Below are 14938 nucleotides of genomic sequence, written 5' to 3'. Positions count from 1 at the left end.
ATAAAAAAACGAAGGATTAATAAAATCCTTCGTTTTTCTTTACAATACTTTTGATAAGAAATCTTTAGCACGCTCACTTGTAGGATGTTCAAATACTTCTGCAGGAGTACCTTTTTCTTGTAAATAGCCATCCGCCATAAACCAAATTTTATCAGCTACTTCACGTGCAAAACCCATTTCATGAGTAACAACTACCATCGTCATCCCCGAATTAGCCAAATCCTGCATTGTCTTAAGAACCTCACCAACCATTTCTGGATCTAGTGCACTTGTTGGCTCATCAAAAAGCATCATTTCTGGTTCCATTGCTAAAGCTCTAGCAATTGCAACACGTTGCTGCTGGCCACCCGAAAGGCTAGTTGGATACTGCTGAGCACGATCTTTCAAGCCAACCTTATCTAAAAGTTCTAAGCCTAACTTTTCAGCATCCGCATCGCTCATTCCCTTAACCTTCATTGGAGCCAACTTGATATTTTCAATCACGTTCATATTAGGAAATAAGTTAAAGTTTTGAAATACCATTCCCATTTTTTCACGCAATTCATCGAGTTCTTTTCCGTCATTCAACTTAGCCAAGTCAGTTCCATCAAAAATAATCTTTCCAGCAGTTGGAGTTTCTAGCACATTTAAACAACGTAAGAAAGTACTTTTACCTGAACCTGAAGGCCCAATAATACAAATCACTTGACCTTTATTAACTGTTGCCGAAATATCCTTTAAGACTTCGTTCTTACCAAAATTTTTCTTAAGATGTTCGATTTCAATCATTTTAGTCATTGTGTTTCATCCGTTTCTCGAAGTAATTCAAAATTCTAGATAATGTGAACGTCATAATGAAGTAAATAATCATCGCAATAAATAATGGCAATACTCCACGATAAGTAGAAGTTTGAATCAATTCAGTTTGATACATTAATTCAGTTACCCCAATTACAGAAACTAACGAACTATCTTTTAACAAAGTAATAAATTCGTTGCCTAGAGCAGGCCAAATATTCTTAAGTGCCTGTGGAATAATTACATAGCGATATGTTTTATTTTGGCTTAATCCTAAAGATCTAGCTGCTTCAGTTTGACCTTTGGCAATTGAACTAATTCCTGACCGAATGTCTTCTGCAACATAGGCTCCTGAGTTAAGTCCAATCGCAATAATACCTGCAACAACAGCTGACAAGTTTGAAATTAAGGCACCTACTCCAAAGTACACAAACAAAATTTGTACCATTTGCGGGGTCCCTCGAATAAATTCGATATAAGCAACTGCAATTCCATGAGCTACTTTATTCTTAGACAATCTCATTAAAGCTAATAAAGTACCTAAGATTACCCCAATCAAAACGGAAAAGATAGTAATAACAATAGTGTAACCCACGCCTTTAACAAAGTAAGGTGCGTATTTCATCATCGTATTAGTTTTTCGTGCGGTTTGCATATACTTAGCTGCTTGAGGAAGATATTCTTTTTCAATCAAGCCTTCTTTTTGCACACGATCAATAGTTTTATTAACTGCTTTAACTAAACCAGTTTGTCCCTTAGCAATTGCAACGGCATTTCCGGCTTGTTGTTCTCTCAAATCACTTCTTACAGCGATTAAATTTTTATTGTTTTGTGCATATGCCTTAGCAGTCAATTCTTCCATCACAACGCCGGACATTTTACCGGATTGAAGTGCCAAAACCAAGTTATTAATCTTACCTAAACCCTTAACTTTGGATTTCTTCATTTGCTTCTGGATAAGTTGGTATTGCATACTACCGGTTTGAGCACCAACAGTTTGACCCGCAAAGTCTTTGATCTTTCTGTATTTATTTTGATCACGCTTATTAATTAAGAAATATTCACCACTTGGTTTGTAGTAAATCTTAGAAAAATCTACACTTTGCTTTCTTTCTGGACTTGGAGTCATGGCTGAAATAACCATGTCTACTTTTCCAGTTTCTAGTGCAACTAATAAAGAATCGAAGCTCATATTCTTAATTACGAGCTTAGCATGCAAATCTTTAGCAATATCCTTGGCAAGTTCAATATCTACCCCAACATACTTTGTCTTGCCATCAACACTAGTTGTAAATTCCAATGGTGGATAATCTGCCGATGTACCAACCACTAACTCCTTTGATTTTTCCACTTTTTTCAACACAGAATTATCTGCCACTTTATCAGCAGCATAACTTTTAGTATTCAATGTAAAAAAAGTAGAGATCATTATTACCATAGAAATAATGATCTTAATCGCTTTTTCCTTTCTCAAAATCCTCACCCATTACTATGATTAAAAAATAATTAAACGATCCATTAAGTATATAAGGATTCTATATTTTTTGCAAGCAAAAACTAGAGCACAATAGCTCTAGTTTATTAACTATTATTGGCTGTAGCTTGCCATGGAATAGCACATAAGACATAAATAACTACCCCAACGATTACATATTCTAAAAAGATACTACTACTAATTTCCATTAAGTATCCTAATCCAGCTAGTGGTAAAGTTTCAATATTAAAGAGAACAGGAATGATGGCTAAAATTCCAAAAATCAAAATCATCCAGAATCCAGCCCACATCCCCGCAGCCGTGGCAATATGAATCACCATTTTAGTGTTAGTTCTTGAATGCAGATCGCTCAGTAAAGAAAATAAAGTGATTATAGTAACTATAACAATTACGATATTTACCAAAAGTAAAATAATAGCGATATTTGCACCTAAAGTAACAATATTTAAATCAAAAGCTTGAATAACTGCATAAACAGCATTATCCCCTTGCTTTTTAAGTTTACTTTGGACTCGCTGCGCCTCACTTGAAGAACCTTTATCAATATTCAAATTAATATCATGCAGGACTTGGTTGGCTAATTTAGTATTATTCACTTTAAACCAGTGAAAGCCTAAAGAGTAATCAATTATATGATCTGCAATAGGTTGTGTTTGTTGGATAGTTAGTAGATTTGCGTTATCTTCATGTTCTGCTCCGATAAGATCAGCCAAAGTATCAAAATGACTGTTAATTTGGCGTACAACAATTGCTCGATTATTGCTCATTCTAATTTGTCGTCTCATAAAAATTGGATTGAGAAATGTTGTCGTAATCATAGTTAGAATAGCTATCAAAAAGACTACAAAAATTAAATTACGTTTGTAGCTCTTTAGTTGCTCATAACCTACTCTGCGCAAATCAGCTCGTGATCCATCCGCCATTAAAAAATTCCCCTTTAACTGATAATGTCTTTTCCTTCATCAAACATTGAATCAATAGCTTGATGAACTACTTGCATATCAGCTGATTCAATAATCTCATGACCTTCCTCTAAGGCCTCTTTAATTTCATCTTCTGAGCAATGTAAAAAGCTATACATAAGTGCACTAGTTGCATAATTTGCAAGGTCTTCTGCAGATAAATGATGCTTCTTTCTATCATGGTACAAACGGCCAATTCCAGTAGTTACAAAAGCAATTCCGGCCTCAAGTTCATCATTATCAAGATCCAACCCTTCAAATAACTTATTAGTCTTGATCCATTCATTAAGCATTGCACCCCAACTATCCAAAGTTGAATTATTGGTAAATGCTTCGGAAATGATTCGATCTAAGCCCTCATCGTGCATCCCAAGCACTGCAATTGTATAAATAAATGCTTTAGTTTGCGCATAAGGTGCCTTACCATCCTTTGGAGGATTGTAGTTATTTACTTGTTCACCTAAGGTATTAAATAAGTTGTGTACTATATCATTGGTCAACTTTGCTTTATGTGGATAATATGATTGCAGCAATGATTTAGAAATGCCTGATTTCTCAGCAATCATTTGCAATGAAACTTTATCCATCCCGTTTTCTCTAACAAGACGAAAAGTATTACCTAAGATAATTCTTCGTCTCTTCATATTCTTTCTTCTTGCCATAATCTATCCTCATTCCTCTGTCTATATTTATTTCATTATATCAATTTAGATACATATATGAATAGAAAAAAGCACAAAATCAAAAAATAATCCCAAAAATTAGGGATTATTTTTAATATCTATTCTATTAGAAATTATTTACTTTAAACGATTTTGTTCATCAAAAATTTGGTGAATTGAACGATCGTTGTAAACATAATCAATACCGCGTGCAAGCAATTGATCAACTGAAATACGAACCATTCGATCTGGGTAACGGCTGTGCTTGATAGTATCAGTGACTACGATTTGCTCAATTGGTAATTCGTTAAGTACTTCAGTAGCGTCCTTTGATAAAAGAGCATGAGTAGCTGCAACGTATACCTTTTTAGCACCAGCTGCTAAAACTGACTTAGTTGATGCAGCAATTCTTGAACCAGTATCAATCAAATCGTCAACAATAATACATTTCTTGCCCTTCACGTCCCCAATCATGTCGTGAACTTCAGTATCGTAACGAGCACCACGTTGGTCAACAATAGCAATTGGTGCATCGAAGTATTGACCAAAGTTACGAGCAAGCTTTGCACCTGAGTGATCTGGTGAAACTACTACTACATCATCGTCTTCCTTAACAGCAATACCATTGTCTAAGAAGTATTGTGCAAGAAGTGGCATTGCGTGCAAGTGATCAACTGGAACGTTGTAGAATCCTTGAATTTGTGAAGCGTGCAAGTCAACTGCAATTAAACGATCCATGCCAGTCAATTGAAGCAAGTTAGCGATCAACTTAGCAGTAATTGGTTCACGAGAACGAGTCTTAGTATCTGAACGTGAATATGCTAAATATGGAATTACTACATTAACATTATGTGCTGAAGCACGATGAAGTGCATCGAGCACGATTTCAAGTTCCATAAAGTTTTCGTTAACTGGATCTTGAATTGATTGAATTACGAATACATCGCACCCTCTGACAGATTCACCGATGTTAACTTGAATTTCCCCGTCACTAAAGTGGTGGACAGCAGTTTCAATTAAAGGTTGATCTAAAATTGACGCAATCTTTTCATTTAATGCAGGGTTACCGCCTAACCCAATTAATTTCATTGGGTGCAATAATTGATGGAGTTCTTCCTTCTTCATAGCTACCTCTTTTTAATAAAAATTACATTCAGATCTATTATAACTAAAAAGTGGCCTAATTGCTTGAAAAACAACAAATCTAAGAAAAAATCCAAAATTCTCGCTAGTGAGAATTTTGGAAATATTTTTAGTTCAATTTTGATTTAATCATTAATCCCAAGCCAATAATCAAAGAAAATTCAGGGATTACGATTGCAATTAAAGAATTATTCTGGTCATGAAGCAACACTAACACACAAAGAGCCGCGGTTAAAAATGCAATTGCGATATCTTGAAGATTAAACTGCTTGCTTTGCTTAGTAATGCGACTAATAACTAAAAAGACAATTCCAAGAATTAATAAGATCATCCCTAACCACATCAACAAAGAAGATGTTTCAAAATTATTCATCACTGGAATTGATGACAGTAATAATACACTTGCAAAAATCACAAAAACTATTCCGGCGCTAAAGAAGCTAAATTTTTCCTCGCGCCTTTTGAAACCAAATATGATTGCCAAAATTGCAATGAATAAGTTGATTAATGTTGTCATCATTACACCTCTTTTATAATTTTTACCATTATACAAAAAAGCCGCCTCTTTACGAAGTGACTTTTAGCAAATTACATTTAATAAAATATCTGTGTCACAGATCCTACTTTTACAATTGGTGCTTTCACAGCAGGACTTGCCTTTTTACCGGTTTGGAAATATCTCACAGTAAAATTGCCCTTTTTACCTTTCAATTGATCTTGAGTAAAGGAAATTCGGGTCTTAGTTGACTTAACTTTTTGAGAATAAAACTTTTTACCTTGATAGTAAAATACCAAGCTACCCTTATTCTTAGTTGTTGTTAAGTCATAATTAATAGCTTTGGAAGTTCGATGAGACTTTTCAACAGTAGGATTTGGTGTTGCATAACGATTTGCAGTTAACTTAACAATTGGCGTAACGCGCTTGTTAGCTTTATTAACCGCATATAAGGAAATTGTCTTGTAGCCAGTAAACTTCACATTGGCATCAAATTCATGCTTGGCGTTGATATTAGTTGTTGCGATCTTTTTGATACCATACTTTACTACAATTTTATTTCCTTGAGTAGCGAATCCTGAAATGTAGAGAGATTTAGCTTTAGAGTTGTAGTGGGTTGATACTTTTTGCAAGACAGCTTTAGTTTGAGCTTTTTGTATTGTTTTAACTGAAGCGGCACTTGCAGTGGTAGAACTTAGATTGCTTAATCCCATCAATGACACAGATAATCCTGCGATTACCATTAATTTTGTTGTTTTCATGTTTAATCCCCTTTTCTTACCCAAATTTTACTCTTTCTGCTCAACGTTGAAGCATTTTCCTTACAAAAAAGCCATCTCATTTCGAAGTGGCTTTTACTTATTCGATTTATTAATACCAACTTGGCTTATCGCCTTCAGTACCAGGTTTACCAAGGCCAATTGATTCTCTTACATCTTCTTTTGGATTTTTAATCAAATGATAAATGTAAGCTGCAACAGACTTTCTTGAAACTTCAGTATCCTTGATTTCTTCACCCTTCTTGGACTTTTCATAATCGACTTCATTCTTGTCAGTCATCCAAGTTGGACGAATAATCGTGTAATCAAGACCAGAATCTTCAATTCGCTTCGCAGCCTTGGCATATTCAGTGATGTAATCACCTAAGGTTTCCCTGTTCCATTCGCCAAACTTGCCTGGAACTTCGTCATAAATGCCTAAAGTTGAAACCCAGATCAGACGCTTTACATTTGCATTGTGCATTGCTTCAATGGTAGCTTCGGCTTCAAGATCGATATCATCCTTACCACCCAAATTAGCATAAACAATATCTTGACCCTTCATTGCCTTTTCAAGTTGAGCTGCATCTATCGCACTACCTTCAAAGATAGTAGCTTCATTAGCTTTATCAGCCATTCTTTTTGCATCCCTCAAAAATAATGAAGTCTTAACATCCTTATCTGCAAACATAAATCTTTCTGCAATCTGTGCAACTTGTCCGTGAGCACCAAGTACAACAACTTTAACCATATTTTTCTCCTTTTTTGTAAACACCTTTAACTGTATTTTAGCGCAAGTTTGTCAAAAAGGTAGACCAATTACTAATTATCTGCAAAAATCTTTAATCAAATCTAGTAATTTCAAACTTTTAACAGCATAACTATTGTGGGTTTGGCGTGGCATTAAAATCAAACGCCCATTTGGAATAATCTGACTATACCAACGAACATGTTCAACTTTAACCCAGTCTTTTTCACCAACTACACACAAAGTTGGAATCTCGATTTTCTTCATAGCATCTTCAGACATGAAACTTTCCGTAAGCTCCACTCGACTATCGCGATCAAGTCTAAGAAAACGGTGAAATCCTTCCGTTAAATAGTGATATGGGCGAATTCCTGCCCCATTGACAAAGACTCCTGCAACAATCATCTTCTTAAAAATTTGAGAATGTTGACTGGCCAGCATCATGGCAACTAATCCGCCCGCATCAAAACCAAAACAATAGCATCCCTCAAGGTGAAGTTGCTTGATAAAGGTGTAGACATCTTCAACTTCAGTTTGATAATGTTCTGCGCTATCTCCTTGACTAAGACCATGTCCTCTCATATCTAGTACATAAACCGTGTAATATAAGGATAGCGGCGAAACAATTTTATCAAACATTCCACCATCCAAGTGATGCCCATGAAGCAGCAATAATGGCGCTCCTTTACCTAATTTATGATAATAAAGATCTACGCCGTTAACCTTTTCTTTCATTATTGTTCCCTTCACTAATCAAATTTTGATTTGTGTGATCTTGTTTGTGTTCTTTTCTTTGCTCAATTAAACTAGCAAAAATTGTCTTCCAAACATACCAATTGGCTTTTACATTATCTGGCACCATTTTTAGATTAAAGTGGTGAACCATGCTATCCTCACGCTGCCAGTAATGATAAAGAGGCACTGCATTATAATAAAAGCCATTAGTATTAGCAATGTAGTGAACGTTAAATATTTGATCTTCCATAAAAGCCAATCCTTCTACAAAAGTCATATGATATTTACGCACAACGGCAGTCTTATAGCCTTTATTCCATGTATAGCCCTTAACTGGTGAATTAAAGATGTTGGTCATCTTGCCATAAGTTCTCAATTTTGACAATACACCATCATTTGGACTTCCCACTACCTTATTATGCCGATGTGGTGAATCGATAAAATAGCCACAACTTACCATTGCTACATTAGGATGATCATGAAAAGCGCGCACAAAATAAGCGGTATATCCTGGCTCTACCCAATCATCTCCATCATGGAAAGTAAAATATGGCGTATCTACATTTGCCATACCAACATTGCGTGCGTCAGATAAACCACCATTTTTCTTATTTAGAATTCTAAAATAGCGAAATTTATCACGATATTGCTCTGCTACTTCTACTGTTTTATCTTTAGAACCATCATTAACGATCAACAATTTAAAATTAGGATCTTCTTGCTTAGCCAGTTGATCTAATGCCTTAGCTATATATTTTTCCATGTTATATACCGGCATGATGACGGTTAATTCAGGTTGCCCGTTCATAGCTTTCCCCCTTATATTGCTACTATTATAACATGGAACCTATTATTACGGGTTTAGTAAGAAATGCATCTTTTTCTAAACTAAATCTTTACCTTTCTAAACTTGACGTGTTACTTATTCCTACATGTATAATTAAGTAAATAAGGAGAAAAATTATGAAAAAACCGATATTTTTTACTATTTTAGCTACTTTTGTAGCAGGTATTTTTGCAATTAGCCAAAATACGGTCTATGCTGATGAAACTCCTGTAGTTACATTAGGAAGTTCTTTAACTGAATCACAAAAAAGTGGTACTTTAAAAACTCTCACTGCTCCTTTAAATGGAGCAAATTATCAAACTATTACAGTTACTGGAAGTGATTTAGTAAAATACCTCAATCCGTCAGGAGACAACTTTACTACCAATTCTGGTGTCTGGTCCAGCGCAATGATTCAAAAAACCAGCGCTGGTAGTGGAATAAATGTGAAGATTTTGGATTACGATGGCAAAAACAATATTACAACTATTACTGCCAACCAATACAAAAACGCAGCCTTAACTGCTGGAATTTCGGATGCCAATATTTACGTAACCAGTGCTATTCCAATCGATGGATCCGGTGCTTTAGCGGGAGTATATGCAGCCTTTGCCAAAAATGGGGATGCCTTAAACCAAAAACAAGTTAATGCTGCTCAAGACGAAATGAATACCCTTAGTGGCATCACAAGAGAAAACAAATCAAAAGATGGCTACTCAGATGCACAATTAAACAATGCAGTTGCTGGTGCAAAAAGTGATATGGCTAAAATTGGAAACAATATTTCTGATAGCCAAATCCGTGATATTGTTAATAACCAAATTAAAATTAATCACCTGGGAAATACTATTAACAATAACCAGAAAAATCAGATTGTAAATATTTTAATTGAAGTTCGCGATTCAGGTGCTTTAAAGAACAAAAATTTCAAAGCTCAAGCTGCTGAACTTTCTAAACAAATTGAAAAAAATGCTCAAAATATCTTTAATAAGTTCAACACTCCTGAAAACAGAAATTGGTTCCAACAAATTTGGGATAGTGTTGTAAACTTCTTTAGTCATTTATTTGGTACAGTAATTATTTCAAAATAACACTTTTAAAAAGATCTAGTGTGTACAAGCTACACTAGATCTTTTTTTGATTTCTTTTTTATTTTATAGATGTTTTTTATCAAAATTGGTCTAGTAAACTTTTCTTTTGCTTTCAATAACAAGTAATAAGCGTAAATATTTTTTGGTATAGATATTTTTGTGATAAAAATAACTATAGAAGCAAAAATAACACTAGCCATTACTATTTTTAAGACTTAGCAGTTGTTTACTTATTAACTAATATCAATAACATTTTTCCAAAGAAAGGAAATGCTTCTATATAAAGTTTGACAAGCAATGAAAGCGGTTTTATGATGAGCATACATTGTGAGTCTAAATCTATCAATCGAATTGGAAAGAAGGATTTTGAATGGATACTGATCAAAAATACATGGAAGTCGCACTAGAAGAAGCAGAAAAGGGACGCTATAACGCTTGGAAAGATCCTTTAGTTGGTGCAGTCGTAGTCAAAAATGATCAAATATTAAGCAAAAGTTACCATAAATGTTTTGACGGTCGTCATGCAATCATTAATGCTTTTGATAAATTGAATGATGATCAACTGAAAGGCTCTACCCTCTACACCAATTTAATGCCATGTGATGATTATTATCAAAAGCCATCCTGCACTAATCTTATCATCGACAAAGGCATCAAACGCGTCGTAATTGCTCAAAAAGATCCAAATTCTACTGGAAAAAAGAATCTTGATAAATTTAAACAAAATGGAATCGAAGTAACTTTAGGCGTTTTAAAAGATGAGGCAAAAGATTTGAATAAATTCTATAATTACTTCTACGAAAATGGTCGTCCATGGATTACTATTAAACAAATTAACAGTCTAGATCATAAAATTTGCGCCGCGGGTAAAAGAAATAAAATCAATAACCAAGCAGTTTCTGACCGTGTTCATAAAGAAAGAGCTGACTATCAAGCAGTAATGATTGGATCCTCAACTGCAATCATTGATAATCCAAGTCTTTTGATCAATGTTCCTTCTAATTATCCTCCGATTAGAATCGTAATTGATCGCCGTGGCCGTCTTCTCAACCACTCTGGATTAAACTTACTAAATGACAATAAGAGCGAAACTTGGATTTTTACTCAAAACATCAATTTGAAAAAACAACATTTTAATTCTAATGTTCGCGTTTTTGAATTAGACAGCGATGATATTAATGAAGTAATCGAAATTTTAGCTACTGAAGAAATTCAATCAGTGTATGTCGAAGGCGGTCCTACTCTTGAAAAAGTTCTTCTTGATCATGATCTAGTTAATGAGGTGATTAATTATTTAAGTCCAACTTATTTTGGAGATATTGGTCTTGAAGGAGCTGTCCCTTCTCACAATTTGAAACGTCAACTACCCCAGAATTAATTCTGGGGCTTAGTGGCTCGTTAGCTTGCACTAACGAGAACACTATCTTGCTTAGATACAGGCTTGACTTGCCTTGCGGTAGAGGTCGCCCAATTACCAAAGCCTTTTGAGTCCGTGAGTTGCTAACGGACTGCAGCCTTTCTAGACTGCTTTTTTTATTTTAGGATTTTGCCAATTGCCTAATCCTTTTTCTAAGATGTTCACTGCCGCATTCCAATCACGAATATGGTGCGTCTGACAGATTGGACAAGTCCATTCCCGATCCTTAAGGGTTAATTTCTTATAGCTATTTTGTCCCATAATACTGCCACATTGATGGCATCTTTGGGTGGTGTACTTAGGATCAATTGTTATAAATTCTTTGCCATATAGATCTGCCTTATATGCCAGCATGTTTAGAAAACGACGCCAGCCAACATCAGAAATTGCCTGAGACAAGGCATGATTCTTTAACAGGTTCTTGCTTCTTAGTTCCTCGGCAACTACTAAATCGTGGTTTTTGATTAATGCAGTTGAGAGTGCTTGCAAGAAGTCTTCACGCTGTCTGCGAATCTTGTCGTGTAATTTAGCGACTGCTAGTCGCTGTTTTTGATAATTCCTTGCCGTCCCCAAATTTCGTCCTTCTTGCTTAGCACGTCTTTGTCTGCGAGAAAGCACACGTTGAGCGTGAGCAAGCTGTTTTTTAGCTTTACGATAGAAACGTGGATTGGCCACCATTGATCCATTGGATTCCGTTAAGAAATTATCCAGATTAAGGTCAATCCCAATTTGACTGCTGGTTTTGGCATAAGGCTTAACAAAAGCAGTATCGCTGCCTAATTGCATAGACAGGTAGAACTGGTCATCAGCGGTCTTTTTTATCGTGACTGTGCCAATTCTAGTTGGAATCTGCTTAAGCAAGCGCTCTTTAATCAGTTTTCTAAAACCAGCAATGCGGACAATTCCCAGCTTAGGCAATTTAATATGTTTAGCATCAATAAATCTAGCTGTCCCGTTATCAAGATAGGCTTCTGACTGCTTAGGATATTGACAGTTGGTCTGATATGACCAGTCGCTGCGTTTTTTGTGAAAAGTCGGAATTCCGTGTCCCATCTTGCGATAATTTTTCCAAGCCTTGTGATAGTTTTGAATCGCATTGGCAAGAGCGAGACTATCGATTTCTTTAACACGTAAAAAGCTATAAGCATCACGAATATTCTTAGGCTTAGCCAATAATTCATGATTGATGACTACTGTTTCTGCCAGTTGGACTTCATAGCTATTAAGAGCAGAAAAAGCAAATGGCATTGCATTACTTTGCTTAACAGCTAAATAGCGTTTAGCATGATAACTAGTCCGATTGCGTCCTACATAAGAGTTGTAGACAAAGCGCTGCGCATCATAGTTTAGTTTAATGATTTTCTTTTGCTTAGAACTAGGATAAAAGCGAAGCTTAACGCCAAAATGATAGGCTAAACTGCTCATTCTTTTCATGTATTTCACCTCCTTGTATTATTGTAATTTGATTATATCCTATGTATATCTTATAATCAACAGTAAATAGATATATAATAGACGAAAGGATATTAGACTATGAATAAGAAGAGAGACAAAATAAAAGACGCAGGCTATGAAAAACACTACGTCTATAATGCACACTATCATTTAATTTGGTGTACTAAATATCGCAATCCAATCTTTACTAATCAAAACCTGGCACAAGAAATGCAAGGGCTGCTCAAACAAGTAGCCGCAGATAATCAAATCAAAATCGAAAAAATGGAAATAATGTCTGAGCATATTCATTTGCTTATTAGCTTTAGGCCATCAAAATCAGGCTCAAGCGTGGTCAAAGCACTCAAAGGAAGAAGCGCTTTTTTATTCTTCCAGAATCATCCCGAAATCAAACAAAGCAAGATGTGGGGCGGTCATTTATGGTCACCAAGTTATTATTTTGGCAGTGTAGGAAATATGTCTAAAGAAGTAGTAGAAAAGTATATCAATGATCAGATTTACAATGCCGTCAGAGATGGCAAGCCCTATCCATCCCCTCACTAAAGTAAGGGGATTTCCGGGCTGTTTTCATTAAAAAAGCGGCCTCAACCGATAGCAAGTTTTGACTAAAAGAAGCGTCTGGAAATCCAGGCGCTTCTTTTATTACATTTCTTCATCCATATATTGATTAAGCAAACCATCTACGAATTCATTCCCTGGGTGATTAGCATGACCCTTTACCCATTCAAAATGAGCATCAGGGAAATTAGCGAGGAGCTTATCAATTTTTTTCCATTCTTCTACATTAGCAAGTTCACCGCTAGATTTCTTCCAGCCACGTTTCTTCCAGCCTTCAAGCCAGCCTTCAGTAATTGGTTGTAAGACATACTTTGAATCAAGTCTGAACATCAGCTTCTTTTCATTGAAACCAAGTTCGATCAATTTTTCTAAAGCATTGATAAAACCAGTTTGTTCCATCTTATTATTAGTTGCACCGTATTCGCCGCCACTATTTGAAATTCTCTTGCCATCCCATTCGATTAAATATGCCCAAGCAGCCTTATCAGTTGGAGCAACTGAACCACCTTTTACACCAGCTCCAGAATTCCGAGTACCACCATCTGTATAAATGTAGGCAAAATAATCATCTGACTTTGGATTAAATTTGATGATTTTATTTGCGGCTTCATTTAATGCGCTTTCGTCTTTTTCCATAACTCTGTCACGCTCCTCTTTTCCAAAATTCATGTATTCTGTAGCATCAGTTACCTTATCAAAAGATTTATACTCCGCGCCAGAAAAGCCATCAACTTGCTTTTTAGCTTCATCCCAAGTTCGATAAATCCCTGCTTTGCGTCCCTTTTTTACTGCGTAAAATTTCACTCTGATCACCTCATTGAAAAAATTATCTTTGTCCATGATAGAATAGACTTAATAGTTCTATTTTAAGGTGGGGCAACATGTTCTTCAACTCTAAAAAATACACTCAAGAAGCTGAAAAAAATCGACGACATGACTTAAGCGATGAGCCAAGCATGTTTAACATGATTTCATTAGGAATATTAGCTTCATTTATACCTACGCGATTTCTTCTACGTTTACATAAGCAACATATTGAAAATAAAGCTACAATTGAAGAAAAAAGCGGAAGTTTTGAACAGACTCCAATTATTTACTTTCATGGTTTTCGCGGAGGAGATTATACTACCAAGGTCATGATTGAACAGGCCTGCAAAGACAAAGGAAACAATAAATTTTTAAAGGTAACTGTCGATTTATTAGGGAATTTCAAGCTTGAAGGAACTTGGACCGGCGATAAACAACCTATTGTACAAGTCGCATTTAGACAAAGAATTGTGGGAATTTACGGCATAGATTATTACATGAGCTTTTTACTGCCGTTTTTAGCAAAACGCTACCAATTTTCCACTTATACTGCAGTTGCGCACTCTTTAGCTTCTCCATGTATTGTCAGAACGGAAATGAAATATGCAAAAAAGAAAAAATTTCCCCATTTAAATAAATGTGTCTGTATTGCAGGACCTTTTAACGGGGTTACGTATTTAGGGGATATACCTAACGTCAACATTCTTAATGAAAAAGGACGTCCTAATTTGATGAACCCACATTATTTGTATTTACTTTTTAGAAAACGGCGTTTCAATCCTAATATTGCTTTTTTAAATATTTACGGTAATGTTTTAGACAATACCAATACGGATAAGTTTATTTCTGTCACATCCGCAAAAAGCATCCGCTACATCCTAGCTCCTAATGCTCATCTCTATCAGGAAGTTGAGATTCGAGGCAGAGATGCCGAACATAGCTGGATGCATGATAATCCTTTTGTAATTGACATTGTTAATAAATTTATTGGAATAAAGAAATGATGAG

The 14938-nt window shown here is 35.5% G+C and carries 16 protein-coding genes; 4 read left to right on the top strand and 12 right to left on the bottom strand.

Annotated features, from left to right (window positions below):
* Positions 1-39: 39 nt before the first annotated feature.
* From KBW87_RS00630 to KBW87_RS00585, 10 genes are all read right to left on the bottom strand, one after another.
* Positions 40-777 (bottom strand): amino acid ABC transporter ATP-binding protein, encoded by a 738-nt coding sequence (locus KBW87_RS00630; protein WP_057809372.1) that lies wholly within the window; start codon positions 775-777, stop codon positions 40-42.
* The gene (locus KBW87_RS00625) at positions 770-2206 is read right to left on the bottom strand and encodes an ABC transporter substrate-binding protein/permease (RefSeq protein ID WP_420896550.1); all 1437 of its coding nucleotides are present in this window, start codon (positions 2204-2206) and stop codon (positions 770-772) included. The genes KBW87_RS00630 and KBW87_RS00625 overlap by 8 nt, the downstream gene beginning before the upstream one ends.
* A 152-nt stretch (positions 2207-2358) precedes the next feature.
* A complete protein-coding gene (locus KBW87_RS00620) occupies positions 2359-3195 on the bottom strand; it encodes a hypothetical protein (protein WP_057809368.1) in 837 nt (278 codons plus the stop codon).
* Between the two features lie 14 nt (positions 3196-3209).
* Positions 3210-3896 carry a TetR/AcrR family transcriptional regulator gene (locus KBW87_RS00615; RefSeq protein WP_057809366.1) on the bottom strand — a complete coding sequence of 229 codons (687 nt, stop codon included), beginning with the start codon at positions 3894-3896 and terminating at the stop codon, positions 3210-3212.
* A gap of 138 nt (positions 3897-4034) precedes the next feature.
* Complete coding sequence (locus KBW87_RS00610; protein ID WP_004039652.1) at positions 4035-5021, bottom strand: ribose-phosphate diphosphokinase; 987 nt, start codon at positions 5019-5021, stop codon at positions 4035-4037.
* Positions 5022-5148: 127 nt separating this feature from the next.
* Positions 5149-5559 (bottom strand): hypothetical protein, encoded by a 411-nt coding sequence (locus KBW87_RS00605; RefSeq protein ID WP_057809426.1) that lies wholly within the window; start codon positions 5557-5559, stop codon positions 5149-5151.
* 74 nt (positions 5560-5633) lie between these two features.
* Positions 5634-6296, bottom strand: a complete 663-nt coding sequence (locus KBW87_RS00600; RefSeq protein WP_057809364.1) for a hypothetical protein — start codon at positions 6294-6296, stop codon at positions 5634-5636.
* Positions 6297-6405: 109 nt separating this feature from the next.
* Positions 6406-7044: an NAD(P)H-binding protein gene (locus KBW87_RS00595; RefSeq protein ID WP_057809362.1), complete on the bottom strand. Its 639-nt coding sequence runs from the start codon at positions 7042-7044 to the stop codon at positions 6406-6408.
* Positions 7045-7119: 75 nt separating this feature from the next.
* Positions 7120-7776: an alpha/beta fold hydrolase gene (locus KBW87_RS00590; RefSeq protein ID WP_057809360.1), complete on the bottom strand. Its 657-nt coding sequence runs from the start codon at positions 7774-7776 to the stop codon at positions 7120-7122.
* Positions 7760-8584, bottom strand: a complete 825-nt coding sequence (locus KBW87_RS00585) for a glycosyltransferase family 2 protein (RefSeq protein ID WP_057809358.1) — start codon at positions 8582-8584, stop codon at positions 7760-7762. Before KBW87_RS00585 ends, KBW87_RS00590 begins: the two co-directional genes overlap by 17 nt.
* A 155-nt stretch (positions 8585-8739) precedes the next feature.
* On the opposite strand from KBW87_RS00585, the gene KBW87_RS00580 reads away from it, so the two are divergent.
* The gene (locus KBW87_RS00580) at positions 8740-9693 is read left to right on the top strand and encodes a DUF1002 domain-containing protein (RefSeq protein ID WP_057809356.1); all 954 of its coding nucleotides are present in this window, start codon (positions 8740-8742) and stop codon (positions 9691-9693) included.
* 370 nt (positions 9694-10063) lie between these two features.
* Positions 10064-11071, top strand: coding sequence for a bifunctional diaminohydroxyphosphoribosylaminopyrimidine deaminase/5-amino-6-(5-phosphoribosylamino)uracil reductase RibD (ribD, locus tag KBW87_RS00575; RefSeq protein ID WP_057809354.1), 1008 nt, complete (start codon positions 10064-10066; stop codon positions 11069-11071).
* 141 nt (positions 11072-11212) lie between these two features.
* Here the strand turns inward: ribD and KBW87_RS00570 are convergent, their stop codons facing one another.
* Positions 11213-12544, bottom strand: a complete 1332-nt coding sequence (locus tag KBW87_RS00570) for an RNA-guided endonuclease InsQ/TnpB family protein (RefSeq protein ID WP_255807115.1) — start codon at positions 12542-12544, stop codon at positions 11213-11215.
* 99 nt (positions 12545-12643) lie between these two features.
* On the opposite strand from KBW87_RS00570, the gene tnpA reads away from it, so the two are divergent.
* Positions 12644-13108, top strand: a complete 465-nt coding sequence (gene tnpA, locus KBW87_RS00565) for an IS200/IS605 family transposase (RefSeq protein WP_057810388.1) — start codon at positions 12644-12646, stop codon at positions 13106-13108.
* 99 nt (positions 13109-13207) lie between these two features.
* Here tnpA and KBW87_RS00560 read toward each other — a convergent pair whose 3' ends face one another.
* On the bottom strand, positions 13208-13927 hold the full coding sequence (locus KBW87_RS00560; protein WP_057809429.1) for a ribonuclease H family protein: 720 nt from the start codon (positions 13925-13927) through the stop codon (positions 13208-13210).
* 77 nt (positions 13928-14004) lie between these two features.
* Here KBW87_RS00560 and KBW87_RS00555 point away from each other — a divergent pair, with 77 nt between their 5' ends.
* Positions 14005-14934 (top strand): alpha/beta hydrolase, encoded by a 930-nt coding sequence (locus KBW87_RS00555; protein WP_057809431.1) that lies wholly within the window; start codon positions 14005-14007, stop codon positions 14932-14934.
* The last annotated feature ends 4 nt before the right edge of the window (positions 14935-14938 follow it).

Origin of the sequence: Lactobacillus intestinalis (assembly GCF_024397795.1) — a bacterium.
Classification (GTDB): domain Bacteria; phylum Bacillota; class Bacilli; order Lactobacillales; family Lactobacillaceae; genus Lactobacillus; species Lactobacillus intestinalis.
This window is presented reverse-complemented; position numbering and strand designations above follow the sequence as displayed.